We start from the raw sequence: 22,992 nt of genomic DNA on the forward strand, positions 1-22,992 counted from the left end.
CTTTTACCCCTCGCGTGCGGCGTTATCCCGCCAGCGCCGCCATCACATAGACATCGAAGCGGTTGCTCTTGGTCTCGATAGCCATGCTGGGTTTGTGCTCATTGAGCCAGCCAGCATAGTCCGGTCGCTTCACCACTACCCGCTTTTGTGCCATCTTCAGCGCCGCAGGCAGCAGGGCATCGGCGTCAAGATCCGGCCCCACCAGCGACTGAAACACCCGCATCTCTTTTTTCACCAGCGCCGACTTCTGTTTGTGGGGGAACATGGGGTCGAGGTAGATGACGTCAGGCCGCTCGGTTAGCCCTAGCAAGGTCTCCACCGCCGGGCCGTGCAGCAACTGCATCCGCTCGCGCACCCAGGGGCCAATCTCCGGGTCTTCGGCGGCTCGAGCCAGACCATCCTGCAGCAGGGCGGCTACCACAGGGCTGCGTTCGATCAGGGTCACCTTGCAACCAAGAGAAGCCAGAACGAAGGCATCACGCCCCAGTCCGGCAGTGGCATCCACTACGGTCGGTGTGGCGCCGGCCTTGAGCCCCACTGCCTTGGCGATGGACTGGCCACGACCGCCGCCAAATTTGCGGCGATGGGCGACGGCCCCTTCGACGAAATCCACATAGACGGCCCCCAGCTTGGGCTCATCCAGCTTGCGCAACTCCAGCCGCTCCGGGGTAAAGACCAGAGCAAACAGGGGAAGGTCGATTTGGCCAAGCTGGCTGGCCAGCGCGTCTGCCTGCGCGGCCTTGGCGGGGTCTTCGAGGAGGATTTGCATGGTCTCTGGATGCGTTCTAAGTTCAGTGAAGCGAGTGTACCACAACCCCCCTCATATCCCGGAGAATCCCATGCAGCTGCTGATAGCCCTGTTGCTTGCCGCCCAGAGCAGCACCAGTCTCAAGGTATGCGGTGTAGACTGGCCCCCCTTCTCCTACGCCGAACAGGGCAAACTGATGGAAGGGATATCGGTGGAGATCCATCAGGAAGCAACCAGACGCCTCGGAATGACCCTAACCCTGCTCGAACTGCCGTGGGGGCGCTGCGAACAGTATGTGAGTACCCAACTGGCTGATGGCATCCTCGACAATGCCCCCCTCCCCGGCTGCTACCACTCTGATCTTGCTACCGCCTTCTATCCGCTGGCCGCCTATGTGCGCAGTGACAGTCCGCTACAGAACTTCTCGTGGGAGATGGCCAAGGGGCTGAAAGTAGGGATGGTCAGGGGCTATGACTATACCGACAAGATCAGGAACTTCACCGGATGGGACCCCATCAAGGCCCATTCAGACAAGCAGTTGCTGCTGTTGCTTGAGAAGAGCCGGGTTGACCTCATCATCCTCGACTACTTCTCGGCCCCCAGCCTCTCCAGGGAGCAGGACGTCAAGATCCGCCCCCTCACCCCCTTTATCGACTCGACACCGCTCTACCTCTGTTTTGGCAAGCAGAAAGCAGACCTGTTGCCTGCCTACAACAAGGCGCTGCAACAGATGCTGGATGAAGGGGTACTGGATCGCATCTATCTGCGCTATCTCGGCGAGAATTACCGGACACTGCAAACGAAGCAGGCAGAGATGACATCGAAGGAGTAAACCCCCTAACTGATCTGCAGAAACATCCCCTTGTCATTGAGCTGCAGATATTCGGTGAGATCGTCATAGGCCAGCGGGCGGCTGAGCAGATAACCCTGGGTGAAGGCACATCCCTTCTGACAGAGGAAGTTGAGTTGCTCGCGGGTTTCTACCCCCTCAATCACCACCTGCATACCGAGGTTGTGCACTATGTTGATGATGCCGTCCAGCAGCATCCGATCCTGCTCGTTGAAGGGGATATGGCGCACAAAAGAGCGGTCGATCTTGACCAGATCCACCGGGAAAGAGCGCAGATAGTTGAGGGCCGAGTAGCCGGTACCGAAATCATCGATAGCCAGCTTGCAACCCGCCTCGCGCAGGGCATCGATCCGCACCCTGTGCTGATCGCTGCTCTCCATCAGCAGAGATTCGGTGATTTCGATGACGATGTCGGCAGGATCGAGCCCGAAGTGCTGGATCACCTTGAGCCACTCGCTCGCCTCGGGGTCGATAGTCTGGAACTCCATGGTGGAGCGGTTGATCGACATCTGCAGATCAGGGAAGCCGGACTGCTGCAACCGAGCCAGATCCCGGCATGATTGCCACAACACCAGCGCACCCAGCCCCTGAATCAACCCCGCCTCTTCCGCCAGCGGGATAAACTCGGCTGGCGACACCTGTCCCCACTGGGGGTGATACCAGCGCACCAGCGCCTCAAGCTTGGCGACCCGACCGCTGCGGTTGTCCCAGATGGGCTGGTAGGCCATGGTTAACTGCTCCAGCTTGATCGCCTCCGCCAGATCCTGCTGCATCTGGTGGCGCTGACGCACCTCTTCCCGCATTGAGGAGCAGTAGGTACCGATCAACCGCCCCTGCCGCTTGGCGGCAAACAGCGCTTGTTCGGCGTTGCGCAGCAGCTCGTCACTCTCGCTACCATCGACGGGGCAGAGGGTCATCCCCACGGTTGCCGTAACATAGAGATGCTGGTTGGCCAGCATGAAGGGACGGGTAAAGCTACCGATAACCTGCTTGGCAAACACCTCGGCCTGACGACGGGTGACGATGCCTGGCACCAGAAAGGCGAACTCGTCACCACCGATGCGGGCCACCAGGTCCTCGGTGCGCACCCGGCTCACCAGCCGGTCCGACACCTCCCGCAACAGGGCGTCACCGGCATGGTGATCCATGCTGTTGTTGACCGCCTTGAAGTTGTTGAGGTCGAGCACCATCAGGGCGAAGCGCTCGCCCCGCTCGCAGAAGCGGCTGAGACAGCGACTGAACAGCCAGCGGTTGGGCAGGCTGGTGAGGTTGTCATAGTTGGCCTGTGCGGCGATCTTCTGCTCGGCCAGTTTGGTTTGGGAGAGGTCGCTGAAGATGGCGATGTACTGGCTGATCCTGCCCCCTTCCCGCAGGGTGCTAATCATCAACTGCTGTGGATAGAGCTTGCCATTCTTGCGCTTGTTCCACACCTCACCACGCCATACCCCCACCCGCTCCAGCGCGTGGTACATGTCGGCATAGAAGGTCTGATCGTGCAGCCCCGACTTGAGCAGGCTGGGGCGCTGGCCTCGCACCTCGTCACTGCTGTAGCCGGTGATCTGCTCGAAGGCCGGATTGACCGAGATGATGCGGCTATCGGCATCACAGACCAGGATCGCCTCGGAGAGATTGTCATAGACCCGGTGGGAGAGCTTGAGCTGCTCCGCATGGCGCTTGAGAGGATCGATATTCTCCAGCAGCACCATCAGGTAGTCCGGCTGCTGCTGCTTGTCACGGATCAGGGTGACGGTTACCCGCCCCCACAGGATCTGCCCCCCCTTGCAGAAGTAGCGCTTCTCCCGGGTGAAACTGCTGCGCTCGCCACGGCGGATCTCTTCGTAGCAAACGAGGCTGCCCTGCCAATCCTCGGGATGGTTGATGTCGGAGATGGATCGCTGCAGCAACTCGTCAAGGGGATAGCCAAGCATCTGCTCGATGGCCGGGTTGGCCCAGAGGATACGGCCAGCCAGATCCAGCTTACCGATCCCCACCGGAGCCTGGAACAGCATGCTCTGCAATGCATGGGACGGTTCAGGCAGAGGGGGGGGCAGCTGTCGTTGCAGCATCAGCGCCAGCTCGCGACCCGCCAACGGAGCAAGCAACCGGAGCAACCCCATCACCTTGCTCATATTGGCCTGCGGCTGACGATAAAGCAGGGCGCAGATACCTATGGTCTCGCCATCTGCATTCCTGAGGACAATCCCGGCATAGGCCTGAGGTTGCCACTCCTGTGCAAGGGGAACGTTGGCAAAGAGCTGAAGCAGACGATCGCTGAACCAGGCTTCCCCCTCCTGCCAGGTAATGGCATCGGGAGAGTCAGTCAGTGGCAGCGTCAGGGCATCGGTGTCAAGGGAGGAGGGATAGACGGTCTGAACCGTCAGGTGGGTAGCATTTGATTCCCTGCTGGCGATCAGGACGACATCAGCCATCACAGCAGCGGCGATTTCACTCACAAAGGTATCGAAATATCCCTGACCGCTCGAATGAGCCAGACTGGAGATGATTTGATAGACGGAATCGAGTGCTCGCCTCATGGCAAGTGGCTTTCTCTCCTTGAAGGTTAGAACACGACTCTACTGAAGAGCCGTGGGCAGTGCAAATATGCAATCAGCAAGATATTAAAAAGCCTTGAAAAAAGGGACCAAAAGGTCCCTTTTTGTCGCAGAAATCACGACTCGATCCCACTATGCCGCAAAACAGTGTACCTGCTTGAAGCTCACACAGGCGGCGGGTCAGGAATCTCAGGCAGCGATCCCGCTGTGTCGCAGCAGTGCATCCACCTTGGGCTCACGGCCACGGAAGGCTCGGAACAGCTCCATCGGCTCCTTCGAGCCCCCCTTCTCCAGAATATTCTTCAGGAAGGATTGGCCGGTGGCCGGGTTGAAGATCCCCTCCTCCTCGAAGCGGGAGAAGGCATCGGCAGAGAGCACCTCGGCCCACTTGTAGCTGTAGTAGCCCGCCGCATAGCCGCCCGCGAAGATGTGGGAGAAGCTGTGCTGGAAGCGGTTGAACGCCGGTGGCGTCATCACGGCCACCTGACTGCGTACCTCGTCCAGCAGCGCCGGGAGCTGTGCCGGATTGGCCGGGTCAAACTCCTGATGGAGACGGAAGTCGAACAGGGCGAACTCCAGCTGGCGCAACATCTGCATCGCCGCCTGGAAGTTGCGGGCGGTCAGCATCTTCTCCAGCAGATCGGCAGGCAACGGCTCGCCGGTCTCGTAGTGGCCGGAGATAAAGGCCAGCGCCTCGGACTCCCAGCACCAGTTCTCGAGGAACTGGCTCGGCAGCTCCACCGCATCCCAGGCCACGCCGTTGATACCGGCCACGCCGGCCACGTCGATGCGGGTCAGCATGTGGTGAATGCCGTGGCCAAACTCATGGAACAGGGTGACCACTTCGTTGTGGGTGAACAGCGCAGGCTTGCCATCCACCGGGCCGTTGAAGTTGCAGGTCAGGTAGGCCACCGGTTTTTGCAGCGAGCCATCCTGACGGTAGCGACGACCCAGACAGACATCCATCCAGGCCCCGCCCTGCTTGTGCTCGCGGGCGTAGAGGTCGAGATAGAAGCTGCCGCGCAGCTCGTCGTCGGCATCGAAGATGTCGTAGAAGCGCACGTCCGGGTGCCAGGTGTCGATGCCGAGGCGCTCGCGCACCTTCATGCCGAACACCCGCTTCACCACTTCGAACAGCCCCTTCACCACCTTGCTGGCGGGGAAGTAGGGACGCAGCTGCTCGTCGGAGATGGAGAATTTGTGCTGCTTGAGCTTCTCGGCGTAGTAGGCGAGATCCCAGGCTGCCAGCTCGCTCTGACCATGCTGCTCGGCGGCGAAGGTGCGGATCTCCTCCAGCTCAGCCCTGCCTTGCGGCAGGGATTTAGCCGCCAGATCGGTGAGGAAGCTCACCACCTGTTCGGTCTTGTCCGCCATCTTGGTGGCCAGGGAGAGCTCGGCATAGTTGGCAAAGCCCAGCAACTGAGCCAGTTCGCGGCGCAGGGTGAGCAGCTCGCTCATGATGGCGGAGTTGTCCCACTTGCCCGCATTGGGGCCCTGATCGGAGGCGCGGGTGGTGAAGGCCTCATACATCTCGGCCCGCAGCTCGCGGTTGTCGGCATACATCATCACCGGCAGGTAGGAAGGGATATCCAGCGTGAACAGCCACCCCTCTTTGCCCTTGAGCTCGGCCATCTGACGGGCAGCGGCACGCACGCTCTCGGGCAGACCGGCCAGCTCGGCTTCATCGGCCACCAGCTTGTGCCAGCCCTGGGTTGCATCCAGCACGTTGTTGCTGAAACGGGAGGCCAGCTCGGAGAGGCGGGCCTGAATTTCGCCGTAACGCTGCTGCGCCTCGGCAGGCAGACCGATGCCGGAGAGGCGGAAGTCACGCAGGGTATTCTCGATCTCCTTGCGCTGGGCGCCGCTCAGCAGCGGGAAATCATCGCTCTCGGAGAGGGCCAGATAGGCCTGATAGAGCCCTTCATGCTGACCGACATAGGTCTGGAATTCGGAGAGCAGCGGCAGGCAGGCATCATGGGCCTCGCGCAGCGTTTCGCTGTTGAGTACGGAGTTGAGGTGGCTGACCGGTGACCAGATCCGTGACAGACGGTCATTTACCTCTTCCAGCGGGGCAATCAGGCTATCCCAGGTATGGGGATCACGCTGGGCCAGCACATCGCTGATCTTCTGCTTGCAGTCAGCAATCGCCTGAATCACGGCTGGCTGAACCTGCTCCGGCTTGATCTGGCTGAAAGGGGGCAGCGAATCCATTGTCAGCAAAGGGTTATTCATCCCGGTTACCTCTTGTTTGGTCTTGAACAGACCGCTTTAGCAGCTCTGTATGGCTTTCTAACATGTGGCCAAGCCACGCAATAATCAAGCGGGAATCCGCCACAACCCTGTACTTTTCCAGCCATTGCGACCCGGATCTCTGCCATTGCCGCTGTTTTGTCATCAACAGTCAGTAACAGGATGAATCTGTGAGCTTTTTTGGCTCTTACCGCTACTTTCAAGGGGCAACAAGTAGCCATTTACCGACGCCACCGCTGCTTGCCAGGCACTGTAATGGTCAATCAGGGGAACTGACTGAATGTGGGCGGCGTAACAAATTATCAATATATTTCAGTTAATTAGAATCAAAACCAACTATTGATTAATTTATTTTCAAGCATCTATCATAGGCAGCCTGCCATGCAGGTCACTTGATTCTCTGTGCTGCACAGAAATCGGGTGAAAAAGGCAAAGTGACCCGAAAGGGCGCGACGCAAAGCCACCGGTCTAAGGGAAAACACCTATGACAGCGGGGCTGCCCCCGGGGACGTCCGGTCACAACCGACGCCCTATTTGCACCGTACGGAGAGACAATGAACAAACTCAAATTATCCCTGCTTGGCTGCCTGCTCGGCATGGGCACCCCCATGGCATATGCCGCCAGTGCCGGTCAGGCGATGGTCAACCCCCAGTCCGGCGTAGTGGTCGGCTACTGGCACAACTGGTGTGACGGCTCGGGCTACAAGGGCGGTATCGCCCCCTGCGTCAAGCTCGATCAGGTCAACCCGCAATACAACGTGGTCGATGTCTCCTTCATGAAGGTCTATGGCAGCGATCCCATCCCCACCTTCAAACTCGACCCGGCCATCGGCATGAGCGAAAGCCAGTTTATCGAGCAGATCGCCGAGCTGAACCGTCAGGGCCGTGCCGTGCTGCTGGCGCTGGGCGGTGCCGATGCACACATCGAGCTGCGCAAGGGTCAGGAGCAGGCCTTTGCCGACGAGATCATCCGTCTGGTGGAGACCTACGGCTTCGACGGGCTGGATATCGACCTGGAACAGGCCGCCATCACCGCCGCCGACAACCAGACCGTGATCCCGGCAGCCCTGCGTCTGGTCAAGGATCACTACCGCGCCCAGGGGAAAAACTTCCTCATCACCATGGCGCCGGAGTTCCCCTATCTGACCCAGACTGGCGCCTACATCCCCTATATCCGCAATCTGGAAGGCTACTACGACTGGATCAACCCCCAGTTCTACAACCAGGGTGGCGACGGTATCTACACCGATGGCATCGGCTGGATTGCCCAGAACAACGATGCCCTGAAAGAAGAGTTCATCTACTACATGGCGGATTCGCTGAGCAACGGTACCCGCGGCTTCTACAAGATCCCCCATGACAAGCTGGTGTTCGGTATTCCGACCAACATTGACGCCGCCGCCACTGGCTATGTGCAGGATCCGCAGAAGCTCTACAACGCCTTCAACCGCCTGAAGAGCGAGGGGCAACCGCTGCGTGGCGTGATGACCTGGTCCATCAACTGGGACATGGGCCGCAACGCCGCCGGTCAGTCCTACAACGAATCCTTCATAAAGAGCTACGGCCCCTTCATCCACGATCAGGAGATCACGCCGCCGGTCGACAACGGCAAGCCGGTGTTCAGCGGCCTGAGCGATGCCCGCATCAAGCAGGGCACTGCCTTTGATCCGCTGGCCGGGGTCAGCGCCAACGACAAGGAAGATGGCGACCTGACTGGCCAGATCCAGGTGGAAGGTTCGGTAGACAGCCAGCGCATCGGCCTCTACCCCCTCACCTACAAGGTGAGCGATCGCGACAACAACGTCACCGAGCAGGTACGCACCATCGAGGTCTACAGCATGAAGCCGGTATTCAGCGGCGTCACCGACACCACGCTGGAGCTGGGTACCCCCTTCGATCCGATGGCTGGCGTCAGCGCCCATGATGAAGAAGATGGCGACCTGACCGCCCAAATCAAGGTCAGCGGCAGCGTCGACAGCAGCAAGGTCGGCCGCTACACCCTCACCTATCAGGTGAGCGACAGCGCCGGTCAGCAAGTAACCCAGCTGCGCAACGTGACCGTCAGGGAGCAGGGCGCCGTCTGTGAAAACAGCTGGGATGCCAAGAAGGTCTATGTGGGCGGCGACATCGTCAGCCACAACGGCAAGAACTGGCTGGCAGGCTGGTGGACCCAGAACGAAGAGCCGGGCACCACGGGTGACTGGGGCGTCTGGCGCGTACAGGGCGACAGCGACTGCGGCGGCACAACGCCACCCGCCGAAGGCAGCAGCGACTTCACCGTCAGCGCCATGGCGAGCGAGTACACCATCGTCAACGGTCAGGTCAGCATCCGTTTCAACGTGACCACCGCCAACCCGGTACAGATCACCGCGACTCTGGAGCAGAGCGGCCATAGCCACGGCACCACCAGCGGCCAGGTGAACGGCACCAGCACCCTGGTACTGCAGGGCAGCAACGTCACCGATGGCAGCTACGACGTTGTGATCACCGGTCTGGCTGACGGCCAGCAGCCGGTGGTACAGCGCTTCCCGGTTGCGCTGACCGAAGAGAACAGCGGCGGTGGCGAAGGTGACTACCCGGCCTATGCCCCCAACACCAGCTATCAGGCCGGTGATCGGGTCAGTAATGCCGGTGGCAACTACGAGTGCAAACCCTGGCCCTACAGCGGCTGGTGTGGCGGCTCGACCAGCCACTATGCGCCGGGTACCGGCAGCGCCTGGAGCGATGCCTGGATCAAGCTCTGACCTTGCCCCAACCACTAACGGGGGCCGACAGGCCCCCGCCCATATCTTGCCCGTCGGCCACGCTGCCGATGGGCAGGATGCACTGACCCGGACGGGTTAGCCCCTCTCTTTTACATGCTTGCCAACCACCCAAAAACATCCAACAACAACCAAGATAAGGAAATCACCATGCCAAGAACCACCAAGCTTGCCACCCTGCTCGGTCTGCTGCTGTCGGCCCATGTTGTGGCCGATGAGCGCGAACAAGCCTATTTCAAACAAACCTATCAGGAGCACTACGAACAGATGACGGCGCGCCTCGCCGCGCTGCATCAGAGTGCGGCTGACGAGCAGAACGTGATCATCAAGGATGGCAAGCGCCACCTTGCCATCAACGGCCTGCTCTACCCGCTGACGGCGGATAACCACATCCTGTTCGATCTGCCCAAACCCCACTTTTTCGACGAAACAGCCATTCGTAACGTCTTTGATTTCTTCGATGAGGAGTGGGAGCTGACCTGGTACGACGGTGGGGTCGTTGCGGTCAACAAGCGCTTTGGCAACTATGACTACGGCAACGGCTGTCTGCTGGAGTACTTCCCCCACGGCCAGATCCAGAATGGCGAACGCACCCGTGTGGTGATGGAGACCAGCTCCTGCAGCGTCAACTCGTTTGCCACCTCGCTGCAATATCTGGACAAAGGCGAGGAGCTGACGGCCGACCAGCTGGGGCTGGACGCCAGCCTGATCACGGCGGTCGAGCGCTATCAGGATCGGCTCTATGTCAGCCAGAACGGCAATCCGGGCCATGTGGCCATTATCGATATCCCGAGCCGCCAGCAGATTGGCGAGATCCGCGGCACCGAAACCGGCAGTGCCACGGCCTACAACCAGGTCAGTGAATTGTTTGTCCGCAACAACCTGCTCTACGTGGTCTCGCGCTACTCGCACCGGGTCGATATCTTCGATCTGGCCGATGAACATCGCCATGTCACCACCCTGGGAACCGGTCGGGATTCCGGCAGCAACAGCCTGCACCGCGCCCAGGCCGTCTTTGCCAATCAGGATTACGTGCTGGTGGCCGATGCGCTGAGCGAGATCAAGGTCTACCGCCAGCAGGATGTGACGCCGGAGAACAGCCTCAAGACCCCCATCGCCGGTCGGCTCGCCTTTGAAGGAAAATACAGCCACCGTCTGGTGCAACTCCATCAGGTGGGTGACTATCTCCTGGCCCATACAGCCGGCAAAAACTACTACATCTATGACTTGCGCAAACTGGCTGATGCCATCGCCAGCAACACCCCGCTGGCGCCTGAGCAGGTGATCGCCGACAGCAATCTGCAAAAAATCGACATGGATGACGATCGGCTGGTGGTGAACTTCAAGGACCGCATCGAGTGGCATGATGCCGATACCCTGATCGCCAACGACTTTCAGTTCAAGAACCCGACCTTTACTGTTCGGGAGATCAACCAGCAGCCCGTGGCGGCGCTGAAAGATCTCCAGCTGGCGGGCTCGGCACTTGTCACCGCCAACGAACGCGGCCTGGGTTTCAACCAGCTGCTGAGCAAGGAGATCAGCTTCACGGCCGACGAGCAGTTGCTGGCTCGCCCGCTGATCTTCGATCAGCTGATGCCGGCCGCAGTCAGCTACATACTGCGCAATGACGAACCCTACGAGGTGCTGATCGATCGCGCCCAGCGTTCGGTCAACATCAATTCGCTGGTCAAGACCGAGCTGCTTGATAACGACACGGTGCGCATCACCAACTATGCCGCCAGAGAGCTGCATGACATCAATATCGAGTCACGCCTGAACGGTATCAACAAGTGGCTGATCCTGGGCCAGCTCGATCGCCTGCCCGCCTATGCCCAAATCACCCTGCCACTGAGCGCCTTTGGCGAGCAGGGACGCTTCAACAGCGCCAGCCGCGATGGCGTGTTTGATCTCAACAACCTGCTCGACAACAGCATCAATCTGCCCGCCCAGTTCGAGCACAGGTTCAGCTCCAACTCGGATCCGTTTGCCCAGAAGCTGGCACGCCTCAAGCCAAGCTGGAACGTGCGCTTCGCCACCAACACCAGCGGCTCCTGGCGCCCCATCAATGCCCTCTACGCCCGCGAGTGGCTGATCATCGCCACCAACCTGGCCTACATGGTCTCGACCGAGGAGTTCAAACACGTCTGGTACAACTTCAAGGCGGTGAATGGCTACGAGATGTTCGGCAATGGCGGCAACAGCTATGTGCCGAACGGGATCTTTACGGCCGCCGATTATGACTACTACTACCACAGCCTGATGAAGCGCCCCTACCTCAACCTGGGGATCACCGCCATGGGGGGCGGGCTGGGGAGTGGTGGCATCACCGGGGTCGATACCTTTAACTTTGTCAGCCACTACTACGGCAGTTGGGGTATCATTGCCCACGAATTTGGCCACGGCTTCGATGGGAAGTCCTACAGCCATGAGAGCGCGTTTGCCCGTGGCAGCCACGGCTGGCATCCGCTGATGACGGGCATGGCCAACTACCATATCCGCAAGGGCGACCTGCCCTATCTGGACGATGATCTCAACGGCTTCCACAAGCCAGAAAACGACATCTATCGCTACAACTCGGTCAGCCAGGGGGCTCGCAAGCACCGCGCTGACAGCCACATGTACTATACCGACCACTACTTCATGCAATTCTCCACCATGCCGCAAGGCTGGGTAGCCAACGGCAGCGACTTCAGTGTTGGGCAACTGGCGGCCCTGAACAATCAGGAGCGACTGCTGATGGGCTGGATCCCCAAGGAGTCGGAGAAAGGCAATCTCTGCCGATTCACCTTCCAGGATGGCGAGCAGTACTACGGCTACGTCGAACAGCAGGCAGATGGTCTGCTCTGTGATGCCGGATCCCTGATCCGCTATCGTCAGCCCGATGGCCAGTTTGTGCCGCTGGTCTCGGCCATCAACCAGTTTGACTGGCTGTCACTCCACCATAAGAGCAAGCTGGACCAGCCAGTGCTGCACCAGAATGGTCGCCAGCTCTGCTACAAGAATGTGGCAGGCTTTTACGGTATCGGCTTCGTCAATGACAACAAACAGTGCACCCAGTTGCCCAACGTCTATCAGACCAATGGCAAGCACTGGCTGACCAGCTCCGGCTGGACCGGTCTGACCTACCTGAGCGGAGACTTCATTCTGCCCACTACCGGTAGCAGCAGTGACTTCACCGTCACCGATCTGGCGGCCGAATATCTCATCGTTAACGGCGCGCTCGACTTCAGTCTGACGCTGACTACCGCCAACCCGGTGACCGTCACCGCGACCCTGTTGCTGGGTGGCAATCCGGTCGCCACCGGCAGCGCCCTGATCGATGGTCAGGGATCCCTGCAGCTGGCACAGTCGGGCCTTGCGGCTGGCAGTTACGAGCTGTTGCTGGCGGGCATGGCTGAGGGGAGCAAGCAGGGCTTCGAGCGCCGCTTCACCCTGGCGTTGGTGGAACAGGCACCGGGTGGTGACAGTGACGGTGGTAACGGCAGCTACCCGACCTATGTTGCGGGCACCGCTTATCAGAGTGGCGAACGGGTCAGCAATGCCGGTGGCGACTACGAGTGCAAACCCTGGCCCTACAGCGGCTGGTGTGGCGGCTCGACCAGCCACTATGCACCGGGTACCGGCAGCCACTGGAGCGATGCCTGGATCAAGCTGTAATTAGCCGGTCATAAAAAAGGGAGCCGATGGCTCCCTCAGCCACTATGCATCAACCGCGACCGGCACTGCCTGGAGCGATGCCTGGATAAAGCTGTAATCAGCTATCAGTAACGAAAGAGGGGAGCCATCGGCTCCCCTCTTTTCTATCCGTTACACGATCGGACACATCAGCTTAACGGGCATCTTCCTTCAGCCATTGCGCCACGCGCTTGGCGAAGTAGGTAAGGATGCCGTCGGCCCCGGCCCGCTTGAAGCAGAGCAGGGACTCCATGATGCACTCCTTCTCTTTCAGCCAGCCGTTCTGGATCGCCGCCATGTGCATGGCGTACTCGCCGCTGACCTGATAGGCGAAAGTCGGCACGCCGAACTGATCCTTCACCTGACGAACCACGTCCAGATAGGGCATGCCCGGCTTGACCATCACGCTGTCGGCCCCTTCCTGAATATCCAGCGCCACTTCGTGCAGGGCTTCGTTACTGTTGGCCGGATCCATCTGATAGGTGGCCTTGTTGCTCTTGCCGAGGTTGCCGGCAGAGCCAACCGCATCGCGGAATGGGCCGTAGTAGCAGGAAGCGTACTTGGCGGAGTAGGCCATGATCTGGGTGTTGATGAAGCCATTCTCTTCCAGCGCAGCGCGGATGGCGCCGATGCGGCCATCCATCATGTCGGACGGCGCCACGATATCGACCCCGGCCTCGGCATGGGAGAGCGCCTGCTTGATCAGGATTTCGGTGGTGATGTCGTTCAGCACATAGCCTTCGTCATCGATGATGCCGTCCTGCCCGTGGGTGGTGAACGGATCGAGCGCCACATCGGTGATCACCCCCAGCTCCGGGAAGCGGGCCTTGAGGGCACGCACGGTGCGCTGAGCCAGTCCGTTCGGGTTGTAGGCCTCTTCCGCCATCAGGCTCTTGCTCTCCAGCGGGGTCACCGGGAACAGGGCAATGGCAGGCACGCCCAGCTCCACCAGCTCGGCAGCCTCGATCAGTAGCAGATCGATGGAGAGACGCTCCACCCCCGGCATGGAGGGAACGGCTTCCCGACGGTTCTCCCCCTCCAGCACGAACACCGGATAGATGAGATCGTTGACGGTCAGTACGTTCTCGCGCACCAGACGACGGCTGAAATCATGTTTGCGCAGACGGCGCAGGCGGCGGCCCGGAAAGGTGCCCGGAAGAGTTGTAGCCATGAATCACTCCTGGAGAGGAAGTTGGAAGAACGCGGCGGAGGTGGCCCGGGTGTGGGCCAGCAAGGCCTCGGGCGCTTCACCACGACAGGCCGCCACCACCTGGGCGATGTGCGGCAAAAAAGCAGGTTCGTTGCGTTTCGGGCGCGGTTTCAGATCCCGCGGCACCAGATAGGGGGCGTCGGTCTCGATCATCAGGCGGCCGGCCGGAATGCGGGCCACCTGCTCGCGCAGCAGCTGACCACGGCGCTCGTCGCAGAGCCAGCCGGTCACCCCGATATGCAGCCCCAACGCCAGACACTCGTCCAGCTCCTCGTCGGAACCGGTGAAGCAATGCAGCACTGCTCCTGGAAGTCTGGGCAACCAGGGACGGAGGATCTCGATAAAACGGGCGTGGGCATCGCGGCAGTGGAGAAACACCGGCATCCCGAGTTCGGCGGCCAGCGCCAGCTGGGCGTCGAATACCGCATCCTGCACCGGACGGGGGGAGAAGTCGCGGTTGTAGTCGAGGCCGCACTCGCCGATGGCCACCACCTGCGGCAAGGCTGCCAGCTCGCGCAAGGCGGGCAGGGTCGCCTCATCGACACTCTTGGCATCGTGAGGATGCACCCCGGCGGTGGAGAAGCAGTAGCCCGGCCAGCGGGCGGCCAACTCGGCGCTCTCGCGGCTGCCAGTCAGATCGGTACCGGTGAGGATCAGCGCCTCCACTCCGGCGGCACGGGCACGGGCCACCAGCTCAGGCTGTTCACCGGCGAACTGGCTGCTGGTCAGGTTTAAACCGATATCGATCATGGAATGAGACGTTCCGAACAAAAGGAATACATATCAGGTATTTGAAAACCATCTACCGAATGGGGTCTTACCATACGCCTCGAACGGGAGCATGAAAAGAGGAAGGGAGCCTCAGCTCCCCTCGTTCTGCTATTCCTGCGGACTTCGTCATCCTCTCGCCGTCCGGCAAACAGGTGACGAACAGAGCCTCAGCTCTCCACATCCGGTTGTTCCTGTTGCTCTTCATCCTCTTTCTTCACGTAGAAGCGGGCGAAGAACAGACCTATCTCCCACAGCGCCCACATCGGGATGGCGAGCAGGGTCTGGGAGAAGACATCAGGCGGCGTCAGCAGCATGCCGACCACAAACACCCCGACAACGACGTAGGGACGTTTCTCCTTCAGGTTTTGCGGTGTGGTCACGCCGGTCCAGCAGAGCAGTATGGTAGCCACCGGAATTTCGAACGCCACCCCGAACGCGAAGAACAGGGTCAGTACGAAGTCCAGATAGCTGGCGATATCGGTCGCCACCGTCACCCCGGCAGGGGCGGTACTGGTGAAGAAACCGAACACCAGCGGGAACACCACGTAGTAGGCGAACGCCATACCCGCATAGAACAGCAGGGCACTGGAGACCACCAACGGCATGATCAGGCGCCGTTCATGCTGGTACAGACCGGGGGCGATAAAGGCCCAGGCCTGATAGAGCAGATAGGGGATCGCCACGAAGAAGGAGACCACCAGGGTCAGCTTGATCGGCGTCAGGAAGGGGGTCGCCACATCCGTCGCGATCATGCTGGTCCCTTCCGGCAACTGGCTGAGCAGCGGCTGGGCCACGAAGTCATAGATGTTGTTGGAGAAGTAGATCAGCGCCAGAAACACCACGAGGATGGCAGTAATGGAGCGCAGCAAACGGGTTCTCAGCTCAACCAGATGGCTGATCAGGGGTTGTTCGGCCTGACTCATGGCTTCACCTCCCCTTTTACTGCGGAGTCGCTGACCGGCACCGGCTCGCTCTCCCGCTGGCTGTTGACCGGCGGCACGTCGTGGCTCAGCTGCACCGCAGGCTCCACCGGCGTGGCAGGCTCAGCCTGGGCGACCGGCTCGGGGCGCGGCGGACGGATCTCGTTCTCCACCTGATAGGGGCGATTGACCGACTGGGCCGCCGCCTTGAGCTGTTCGATGGACTCCTGCAGCTCGGGGCTCAGGTTGCTCATCTGCAACTGTTCGGCCTTCTTGAGGTCGTTGTGCAGCTCTTGCAACTTGAGCTCCTGCTCCAGCTCGGACTTGACCGAGTTCGCGGTCGAACGAATGAGGCGGATCCAGTGGGTAGCCGTGCGGATGGCAACCGGCAGCCGCTCGGGCCCCAGTACCACCAGTGCTACCACACCGATAACGACCAGCTCCCAAAAACCGATATCGAACATGGCTTAGGCCTGGTCTTTGTCTTTCTGTTTGGCGGTCTCACTGCTCTGAGTGGCCGCTTCGTTCAGCTGTTTCGGGGGAAACTCGGCATCTTTCTGCTCGGCCTTGGCATCAGCCGGCTCGTCGGAGAGGGCTTTCTTGAACCCTTTGACCGCCGCGCCCAGATCACCGCCAATGCCGCGCAGTTTCTTGGTACCGAACAGCAGCACGACGATGACTGCGATGATCAACAATTGCCAAATACTGATACCACCCATGATTTTCTCTCCAGAACAGGCGCCTGACGGCGCGGTTGTTGATTAATGGGAACGGGTTCGCAACCAGCCGACCAGCCAGCAGAGGGCTGCACCGGCGAGACTGGCTTGTCCCCACTCAATGTGTTGTTTTTGGGTCAGCAAGAATACACCCGCCAATAGCAGGCTGGCTCCAACCCCTAAGAGGTAGCGGGCCTGCCCCTGCCGACGGCTGTGACGGCGGAACTCGGCAAACATCTGGTCGAAATGACGCTGCTGATGACGGGTCTGACGCAGGGTCTCATAGACCAGCTCCGGCAGCTCCGGCAGCTTCTCGGCCCAGAATGGCGCCTTCTCCTTGATGGCGTTCAATACCGACTTTGGCCCCACCTGTTCGTGCATCCAGTTCTCGAGGAACGGCTTGGCGGTCTGCCACAAATCGAGCTGCGGGTAGAGCTGACGCCCCAACCCTTCCACATAGAGCAGGGTCTTTTGCAGCAGCACCAGCTGCGGCTGCACCGTCATATGGAAGCGACGTGCGGTGTTGAACAGGTTGAGCAGCACGTGACCGAACGAGATCTCGGAGAGCGGCTTCTCGAAGATGGGCTCCAGCACGGTGCGAATGGCAAATTCGAATTCATCCACCTTGGTGTCTGCCGGTACCCAGCCCGACTCCACATGCAGCTCCGCCACCCGACGATAGTCTCGGTTGAAGAAGGCGAGGAAGTTCTCCGCCAGATAGCGTTTGTCTTCCCGATTGAGGGTACCGACGATGCCGCAGTCGATGCCGATCCAGAGCGGGTTTTCCGGATGTTCGTAAGAGACGAAGATGTTGCCCGGGTGCATATCGGCGTGGAAGAAGCTGTCGCGGAACACCTGAGTGAAGAAGACCTCGACCCCGCGCTCGGCCAGCAGCTTCATATTGGTGCCGTTGGCTTCCAGCGCTGGAATGTCGGAGACCGGAATACCGTAGATGCGCTCCATCACCAGCACCTGCTCGCGGCAGAGGTCGGTGATGATTTCAGGCACATAGAGCGCCTCGGAGCCGGTGAAGTTGCGGCGTAACTGGATGGCGTTGGCCGCTTCGCGCATCAAATTCAGCTCGTCGAGGATGGTCTTGCGATACTCCTCCACCACCTCGATGGGGCGCAGTCGCGCGCTCTGGGGCACGAAGCGGGCCACCAGACGGGCCAGCGCCTGCATCAGTCGCAGGTCGGCCTCGATGACAGGCTCGATGTCGGGGCGGATCACCTTGATGACGATCTCGCGGCCACTCTCCTTCAGGCGGGCAGTATGCACCTGCGCGATGGAGGCCGACGCCAGCGGCGTCTCGTCGAAGTCGTCAAACAGGGTTTCGATGGGACAACCCAAGCTCAGCTCGATCTGCTGGCGCGCCGCCTGACCACAGAAGGGGGGCACCCTGTCTTGCAGCAGGGCCAGCTCTTCGGCGATATCCGGCGGCAGCAGGTCGCGGCGGGTCGAGAGCATCTGGCCAAACTTGATGAAGATGGGGCCAAGGGCCTCGAAGGCGAGGCGGATGCGGGCACCGCGGCTGAGATCCGGTTGTTTGTTCTTGAGCCAGAACAGGGAGCGACGGGCCAGACGACCCGGCCAGGGTTGATAGCGGGCGGGCACCAGTTCGTCGATGCCCTGCTCCAGCAGGATGGTGATGATGCGATAGAGGCGTTTGAACTCCTTCGGGGTCATCAGGTCACCTGCTGTTCAAAGCGGGCCAGCCGCAGTTCGACGGCCTTGAGCTGCTGGGCCAGCACCTCGACGTCATCGTTGAAACTCGCCACTTCCAGCGGGCCGGGGGCGAGGCGGGCCTCTTCGGTCAGATATTCCGCCAGCTGGCTGCGGGTGCGGCACAGCTCGCGACCGACCAGGCGACGCGCCTGACGGGCACCACTGAACAGGGTGTGGGCCAGCACGTCGCCGGTATAACGCGACAGCTCCTCCTCCCAGTCGATATCCAGCTCACCCAGCAGCACGCTGAATGCCTGCACCAGCTGGGGATCACCGCTCAGATCCAGCTTCTCCTCGCGGATATAACGGGTCAGGGCGGACGGGTCTTTCAGCAGACCAAGGGCGGTCAGCGACAGGCTGAGCACCGCATCGGCATCCCCTTCATGCTGGGCCAGCACATCGAGCCGACGCTCGGAGAAGACAAACCAGAGCGGCTTGAGTTCACGCAGCTCCAGCTTGAGCACCTTGCCCACCAGTTTGCGCAGCCGCTCCGGGCTCTGTTTGTCCAGCGCCAGCAACTGGTTGAGGCTGGTTTCGATCACCGCGGTGACCATGGCATCCATCGGCATAGGCAACCTTAAAACTTGTAACCGCGGTGCAGGGCGACCACACCCTGGGTCAGATTGAAGTACTCCACCTGCTCGAAACCGACATTTTCCATCATGCCAGCCAGGGTCTGCTGATCCGGGTGCATGCGGATGGACTCTGCCAGATATTTGTAGCTTTCACTGTCGTTCGCGACGATTTCGCCCATTTTCGGCAGCAGTTTGAAGGAGTAGAGGTCATAGAGCTTGGCGATCACTTCGCTGACCGGCTTGGAGAACTCCAGCACCAGCAGACGGCCACCCGGCTTGAGCACCCGGAACATGGAGGCGAGCGCCTTGTCCTTGTCGGTGACGTTGCGCAGGCCGAAGCCAATGGTGATGACGTCGAAGTGGTTATCCGGGAAGGGGAGAGCTTCGGCATTGGCCTGCACATAGGAGACGTTGTTGGCGACCCCCAGATTGCGTAGCTTGTCGCGGCCCACTTTCAGCATGGAGTCGTTGATATCCGCCAGCACCACCTGACCGGTCTCGCCGACGATGCGGGAGAACTTGGCGGTCAAGTCACCGGTACCACCGGCCAGATCCAGCACCTTCTGGCCCTTGCGCACACCGGAACAGTCGATGGTGAAGCGCTTCCACAGGCGGTGGATGCCGAACGACATCAGATCGTTCATCAGATCATACTTGGCTGCCACCGAATGGAAGACACCTGCTACCAGAGTTTCCTTCTCGGTCGCGGCCACGGTTTTAAAGCCAAAATGCGTTGTCGTTGCTTGTTCTGACATCCCTTAAACACCCATAGAGCAAAGAATGGCCGCCAGTTTACCAGAGCCACTGGCGTCCGGACACCTTAAACCCGGCTCGCAACCAACTGCATGCCCAGCACCACCATGGCAAGACAGAGGAAGAGATTGAGACCGATATTGAGCAGCGCTTTCAGATAGGCTCCATGTTGAGCCAGCACTACCGTATCGAGGGCAAAGGAAGAAAACGTGGTCAGGGCACCGAGGATCCCCACCATCAGCAGCGGCTTCATCGGGTGTTCTACCACATGACCATGACTGATGAGGGCGAATGCCACCCCCATGATGAAAGAGCCCACCACGTTGACCACCAGAGTCCCGTAAGGAAAGTGGCGCCCCAGCAGCAAGGCCATCAGTTCGGCAATCCCAAAACGAAGGCAGGCGCCGATGGCGCCCCCTGCAGCAACATAGAACCAGGTTTGCATGGTGTCACTCCCTCAGGGTCAGGCCGCCATTATGTCGCAATGGCGGCCCTTGTGCCCAGAGGCGGAACTAATCGTCATCCAGCCTGATTGAAATCTCAGCGGCGAAAATCGATGGGCTCTGGCTGACCCAGCACGATCTCGGTCTGGGCCGGGCGGGTCTGGGCAATCACCTTGCCGTGGCGGATCGAGTAACGCACCGGCACCTGACGGCGCACCGCATCGAAGCCGTTGTCGGCAGGCAGGATCAACAGGTTGGCCGGTTTGCCCACCTCGATACCATAGCGATCCTGCACATTCAGGGTGCGGGCGCTGTGGCTGCTGATCAGCTTCAGACCGTCGTTGATCTGCTCGTAACCCATGATCTGGCAGACATGCAGCCCCATGTGCAGCACCTGCAACATGTTGGCGGTGCCCATGGGGTACCAGGGATCGAACACGTCGTCGTGACCGAAGCAGACGTTGATGTTCGCCTCCAGCATCTCCTTCACCCGGGTAATGCCACGGCGTTTGGGATAGGTATCGAACCGCCCCTGCAGGTGAATGTTCACCAGCGGATTGGCCACGAAGTTGATATCTGCCATCTTGAGCAGCCGAAACAGGCGGGAAGCATAGGCGCCGTTGTAGGAGTGCATGGCGGTGGTGTGACTGGCCGTCACCCGATGGCCGATACCCCGCTCGTAGGCCAGGGTCGCCAGCGTCTCGATGAAACGAGACTGCTCATCATCGATCTCGTCGCAGTGCACATCGACCAGAACCTGATACTTCTCGGCAAGATCGAAGATGTAGTGCAGACTTTCGACCCCATATTCCCGGGTAAACTCGAAATGGGGGATCGCGCCAATCACGTCGGCACCCAGCTTGAGCGCCTCCTCCAGTAGTGCCTTGCCGTTGGGGTAAGAGAGAATCCCCTCCTGCGGGAAGGCGACAATTTGCAGCTCGACCCACTCCTTCATCTCCTCCCGCACTTCCAGCATCGCCTTGAGCGCCACCAGATTGGGGTCGGAGACATCGACGTGAGTACGGACGAACTGGATGCCGTTGGCGATCTGCCACTTCAGCGTCTGGATGGCGCGCTGTTTCACATCCTCATGGGTCAGCAGCGCCTTGCGCTCGGCCCAGCGCTCGATCCCCTCGAACAGGGTGCCGGAGAGGTTCCAGCTCGGCTCACCGGCCGTCTGGGTGGTATCGAGGTGAATGTGGGGTTCGATAAAGGGGGAAATCGCCAGACCGCCCTCCCCGTCCAGCACCCGACCGGCGACGGCATGTTCGTCATGGGGTTCGATGGCTGTGATGACCCCATCCTGACAGCGGATCTGCCAAAACCCTTCCCGATCGGCCAAACGAATATGTTGAATCAGCATTTGTTAGCTTCCTGTACCAGAACCGGCCGCTGGGTGAGGCGAACCAGAATGAAATAGGTGAAGGCGGCGCCCAATACCGCGTTGAGTGGCACTATGCCCGGCAGCCACTTGCCGACAGCCACCCCGACTGCCGTGGCAACCAGCGCCTGCCAGCGGACCGTCTCGAACTGCTGATCGGCAAATTGACGGTAACGCTCACGATTGAGCAGGAAATCCATGATGATAATGCCACCGATCGGCGGAATTGCCGTACTCAAAAAGGCCAGCCAGCCGACAAAATTGTTGTAAAGCCAGAGGGCGCAAGCCGTACCGATAAGGCCGTTGATCACGCTGAGCGGCTTGCTCTTGAGGCCGGTAATGTTGGCAAAACCGAGGCCGGAGGCATAGAGCGCGTTGTCGTTGGTGGTCCAGATATTGAGGCCCAACACCAGGATGGCGGGGATCAGCAGTCCCTGCATCAGCATCACTTCCGAGATATCGGCCTGACCGGTCACGGCCGCACCGGCTGCGCCGAAGACGAACATTAGCGTGTTGCCCAAAAAAAACGCCACCATGGTAATCATGACGGCGCCCCAGGGTTTGCGACCAAATCGGACAAAGTCGGCGGTCAGGGTTCCTGCACTGATAAAGGAACCGACCACCATGGTCAGCGCCGTGGTGAACTCGATGGGATTGCTTGGTTGTACCTGCTGCAGTGCAGCCATGCCACCGGTCGAGGTCACCGCCAGCCAGACCGAGTAGCCACCGAGCAGTGCAATGGCCGGTACGGCCACAAAGCTCAGCACCATCAGGGCAGAGATCCCGAAGTAGACGGTCACCGTCATCAAAATGCCCGAAATGGCGATCAGCCAGTTCACATCTATGCCGGTCGCCTTCTGCACCGGCAGGGCAAACATCGCCACGCCCACGCCAAACCAGCCGACCTGAGTACCGCCCAGCAGCAGGGATGGCAGCCAGGAACCTTTCACCCCAAACGAGTAGCGCGCCAACAGATGGGTAGAGAGACCGGTTGAGGCACCGATATAACCGAGACAGGCTGTGTAGATACCCAGCAGCAAGTTGCCGAGCAGTACCGCCTTGATGAAGTCATCAAACACCAGCCCGGTGCCCAGCGCACCACCGGTCCACATGCTGGCAGAGAAGAAGGTCAGGCCTAGCATCACCAGCATCAGCGACAGCACACCTTTGCGCCCTTTGGCGGGTACCGCCCCCAAACAGTATTCGTTATCCTGCGCCATGCTCTCTCTCCACGTAATAGGCAAAACGCGCCGGATTTTACATGTAAAACGTTTTACGTCAATCAATCATGGTTAAATCTCTGGATAAAACCATCAATAGCAGTCAAATGAGTAACACATTAGGACTCAAACCAGCAGATAAACAGTGTCGGCTGCAAGCAGAAGGGGTTGCGGGAATAGGGAATGTAAGGGGATATCAAAAAATGACGGATGCAAAAAAGCCTCCCTTTTCAGGGAGGCTTTCTATTTAATGGTGCTGATACCCAGAATCGAACTGGGGACCTCATCCTTACCAAGGATGCGCTCTACCGACTGAGCCATATCAGCACACTAACCGGTAAAGACCACGCTGGGCGTAATCTTGAAATTGGGTGCCTGGCAGTGTCCTACTCTCGCATGGCGAATGCCACACTACCATCGGCGCTACCGCGTTTCACTTCT

17 protein-coding genes, 1 tRNA gene and 1 riboswitch are annotated in these 22,992 nt (G+C 59.9%); of the genes, 3 read left to right on the forward strand and 15 right to left on the reverse strand.

Features of this window, described 5'->3' with window-relative positions:
- Positions 1 to 22: 22 nt before the first annotated feature.
- The gene (locus G5315_RS18495) at positions 23 to 769 is read right to left on the reverse strand and encodes a class I SAM-dependent methyltransferase (protein ID WP_216952437.1); all 747 of its coding nucleotides are present in this window, start codon (positions 767 to 769) and stop codon (positions 23 to 25) included.
- Positions 770 to 839: 70 nt separating this feature from the next.
- Here G5315_RS18495 and G5315_RS18500 point away from each other — a divergent pair, with 70 nt between their 5' ends.
- Entirely contained in the window at positions 840 to 1,580 is a 741-nt protein-coding gene (locus tag G5315_RS18500; RefSeq protein WP_421333680.1) for a substrate-binding periplasmic protein, read from the forward strand.
- A gap of 5 nt (positions 1,581 to 1,585) precedes the next feature.
- Here G5315_RS18500 and G5315_RS18505 read toward each other — a convergent pair whose 3' ends face one another.
- Both G5315_RS18505 and prlC read right to left on the reverse strand, forming a co-directional pair.
- Positions 1,586 to 4,132: a putative bifunctional diguanylate cyclase/phosphodiesterase gene (locus G5315_RS18505; protein ID WP_421223271.1), complete on the reverse strand. Its 2,547-nt coding sequence runs from the start codon at positions 4,130 to 4,132 to the stop codon at positions 1,586 to 1,588.
- A gap of 207 nt (positions 4,133 to 4,339) precedes the next feature.
- Complete coding sequence (gene prlC, locus G5315_RS18510) at positions 4,340 to 6,382, reverse strand: oligopeptidase A (RefSeq protein WP_421333682.1); 2,043 nt, start codon at positions 6,380 to 6,382, stop codon at positions 4,340 to 4,342.
- Positions 6,383 to 6,818: 436 nt separating this feature from the next.
- Positions 6,819 to 6,904: riboswitch (cyclic di-GMP riboswitch) on the forward strand.
- 50 nt (positions 6,905 to 6,954) lie between these two features.
- Between prlC and G5315_RS18515 the strand changes: the two genes are divergently transcribed.
- Both G5315_RS18515 and G5315_RS18520 read left to right on the forward strand, forming a co-directional pair.
- Positions 6,955 to 9,144 carry an immunoglobulin-like domain-containing protein gene (locus tag G5315_RS18515; RefSeq protein WP_421333684.1) on the forward strand — a complete coding sequence of 730 codons (2,190 nt, stop codon included), beginning with the start codon at positions 6,955 to 6,957 and terminating at the stop codon, positions 9,142 to 9,144.
- Positions 9,145 to 9,312: 168 nt separating this feature from the next.
- Positions 9,313 to 12,819 carry a hypothetical protein gene (locus G5315_RS18520; RefSeq protein WP_421333686.1) on the forward strand — a complete coding sequence of 1,169 codons (3,507 nt, stop codon included), beginning with the start codon at positions 9,313 to 9,315 and terminating at the stop codon, positions 12,817 to 12,819.
- Between the two features lie 172 nt (positions 12,820 to 12,991).
- On the opposite strand, the gene hemB is transcribed toward G5315_RS18520, so the two are convergent.
- The 12 genes from hemB to G5315_RS18580 form a co-directional block, all read right to left on the reverse strand.
- Positions 12,992 to 14,008 (reverse strand): porphobilinogen synthase, encoded by a 1,017-nt coding sequence (gene hemB, locus G5315_RS18525; RefSeq protein ID WP_421333687.1) that lies wholly within the window; start codon positions 14,006 to 14,008, stop codon positions 12,992 to 12,994.
- A 3-nt stretch (positions 14,009 to 14,011) separates the two neighbouring features.
- A complete protein-coding gene (locus G5315_RS18530) occupies positions 14,012 to 14,797 on the reverse strand; it encodes a TatD family hydrolase (RefSeq protein WP_421333689.1) in 786 nt (261 codons plus the stop codon).
- A 188-nt stretch (positions 14,798 to 14,985) separates the two neighbouring features.
- Positions 14,986 to 15,741 (reverse strand): twin-arginine translocase subunit TatC, encoded by a 756-nt coding sequence (tatC, locus tag G5315_RS18535; RefSeq protein WP_005342401.1) that lies wholly within the window; start codon positions 15,739 to 15,741, stop codon positions 14,986 to 14,988.
- Positions 15,738 to 16,202, reverse strand: coding sequence for a Sec-independent protein translocase protein TatB (gene tatB / locus G5315_RS18540; RefSeq protein WP_005342398.1), 465 nt, complete (start codon positions 16,200 to 16,202; stop codon positions 15,738 to 15,740). Before tatB ends, tatC begins: the two co-directional genes overlap by 4 nt.
- A gap of 3 nt (positions 16,203 to 16,205) precedes the next feature.
- Positions 16,206 to 16,457: a Sec-independent protein translocase subunit TatA gene (tatA, locus tag G5315_RS18545; RefSeq protein WP_005339385.1), complete on the reverse strand. Its 252-nt coding sequence runs from the start codon at positions 16,455 to 16,457 to the stop codon at positions 16,206 to 16,208.
- A gap of 42 nt (positions 16,458 to 16,499) precedes the next feature.
- The gene (ubiB, locus tag G5315_RS18550; protein ID WP_005339383.1) at positions 16,500 to 18,140 is read right to left on the reverse strand and encodes a ubiquinone biosynthesis regulatory protein kinase UbiB; all 1,641 of its coding nucleotides are present in this window, start codon (positions 18,138 to 18,140) and stop codon (positions 16,500 to 16,502) included.
- Positions 18,140 to 18,748 (reverse strand): ubiquinone biosynthesis accessory factor UbiJ, encoded by a 609-nt coding sequence (locus G5315_RS18555; protein WP_139494367.1) that lies wholly within the window; start codon positions 18,746 to 18,748, stop codon positions 18,140 to 18,142. Before G5315_RS18555 ends, ubiB begins: the two co-directional genes overlap by 1 nt.
- Before the next feature lie 8 nt (positions 18,749 to 18,756).
- On the reverse strand, positions 18,757 to 19,509 hold the full coding sequence (gene ubiE, locus G5315_RS18560; protein WP_005342396.1) for a bifunctional demethylmenaquinone methyltransferase/2-methoxy-6-polyprenyl-1,4-benzoquinol methylase UbiE: 753 nt from the start codon (positions 19,507 to 19,509) through the stop codon (positions 18,757 to 18,759).
- A gap of 65 nt (positions 19,510 to 19,574) precedes the next feature.
- Positions 19,575 to 19,952, reverse strand: a complete 378-nt coding sequence (crcB, locus tag G5315_RS18565) for a fluoride efflux transporter CrcB (protein ID WP_005339378.1) — start codon at positions 19,950 to 19,952, stop codon at positions 19,575 to 19,577.
- A 95-nt stretch (positions 19,953 to 20,047) separates the two neighbouring features.
- Positions 20,048 to 21,313: a cytosine deaminase gene (locus G5315_RS18570; RefSeq protein WP_421333691.1), complete on the reverse strand. Its 1,266-nt coding sequence runs from the start codon at positions 21,311 to 21,313 to the stop codon at positions 20,048 to 20,050.
- A complete protein-coding gene (gene codB / locus G5315_RS18575) occupies positions 21,307 to 22,551 on the reverse strand; it encodes a cytosine permease (protein WP_069556499.1) in 1,245 nt (414 codons plus the stop codon). The genes G5315_RS18570 and codB overlap by 7 nt, the downstream gene beginning before the upstream one ends.
- A gap of 251 nt (positions 22,552 to 22,802) precedes the next feature.
- Positions 22,803 to 22,878, reverse strand: a tRNA-Thr gene (locus tag G5315_RS18580).
- Positions 22,879 to 22,992: the final 114 nt, after the last annotated feature.

This window comes from Aeromonas sp. 603607 (genome assembly GCF_049171595.1).
GTDB lineage: Bacteria > Pseudomonadota > Gammaproteobacteria > Enterobacterales > Aeromonadaceae > Aeromonas > Aeromonas veronii.

What these genes read in the sequence shown, in the direction of transcription:
- tatA (WP_005339385.1), bottom strand. Translation starts at nt 16,457, where the DNA reads ATGGGTGGTATCAGTATTTGGCAATTGTTGATCATCGCAGTCATCGTC.
- G5315_RS18500 (WP_421333680.1), top strand. Translation starts at nt 840, where the DNA reads ATGCAGCTGCTGATAGCCCTGTTGCTTGCCGCCCAGAGCAGCACCAGT.
- G5315_RS18530 (WP_421333689.1), bottom strand. Translation starts at nt 14,797, where the DNA reads ATGATCGATATCGGTTTAAACCTGACCAGCAGCCAGTTCGCCGGTGAA.
- G5315_RS18555 (WP_139494367.1), bottom strand. Translation starts at nt 18,748, where the DNA reads ATGCCGATGGATGCCATGGTCACCGCGGTGATCGAAACCAGCCTCAAC.
- crcB (WP_005339378.1), bottom strand. Translation starts at nt 19,952, where the DNA reads ATGCAAACCTGGTTCTATGTTGCTGCAGGGGGCGCCATCGGCGCCTGC.
- tatC (WP_005342401.1), bottom strand. Translation starts at nt 15,741, where the DNA reads ATGAGTCAGGCCGAACAACCCCTGATCAGCCATCTGGTTGAGCTGAGA.
- tatB (WP_005342398.1), bottom strand. Translation starts at nt 16,202, where the DNA reads ATGTTCGATATCGGTTTTTGGGAGCTGGTCGTTATCGGTGTGGTAGCA.
- prlC (WP_421333682.1), bottom strand. Translation starts at nt 6,382, where the DNA reads ATGAATAACCCTTTGCTGACAATGGATTCGCTGCCCCCTTTCAGCCAG.
- ubiE (WP_005342396.1), bottom strand. Translation starts at nt 19,509, where the DNA reads ATGTCAGAACAAGCAACGACAACGCATTTTGGCTTTAAAACCGTGGCC.
- G5315_RS18495 (WP_216952437.1), bottom strand. Translation starts at nt 769, where the DNA reads ATGCAAATCCTCCTCGAAGACCCCGCCAAGGCCGCGCAGGCAGACGCG.
- ubiB (WP_005339383.1), bottom strand. Translation starts at nt 18,140, where the DNA reads ATGACCCCGAAGGAGTTCAAACGCCTCTATCGCATCATCACCATCCTG.
- G5315_RS18570 (WP_421333691.1), bottom strand. Translation starts at nt 21,313, where the DNA reads ATGCTGATTCAACATATTCGTTTGGCCGATCGGGAAGGGTTTTGGCAG.
- G5315_RS18520 (WP_421333686.1), top strand. Translation starts at nt 9,313, where the DNA reads ATGCCAAGAACCACCAAGCTTGCCACCCTGCTCGGTCTGCTGCTGTCG.
- G5315_RS18515 (WP_421333684.1), top strand. Translation starts at nt 6,955, where the DNA reads ATGAACAAACTCAAATTATCCCTGCTTGGCTGCCTGCTCGGCATGGGC.
- codB (WP_069556499.1), bottom strand. Translation starts at nt 22,551, where the DNA reads ATGGCGCAGGATAACGAATACTGTTTGGGGGCGGTACCCGCCAAAGGG.
- hemB (WP_421333687.1), bottom strand. Translation starts at nt 14,008, where the DNA reads ATGGCTACAACTCTTCCGGGCACCTTTCCGGGCCGCCGCCTGCGCCGT.
- G5315_RS18505 (WP_421223271.1), bottom strand. Translation starts at nt 4,132, where the DNA reads ATGAGGCGAGCACTCGATTCCGTCTATCAAATCATCTCCAGTCTGGCT.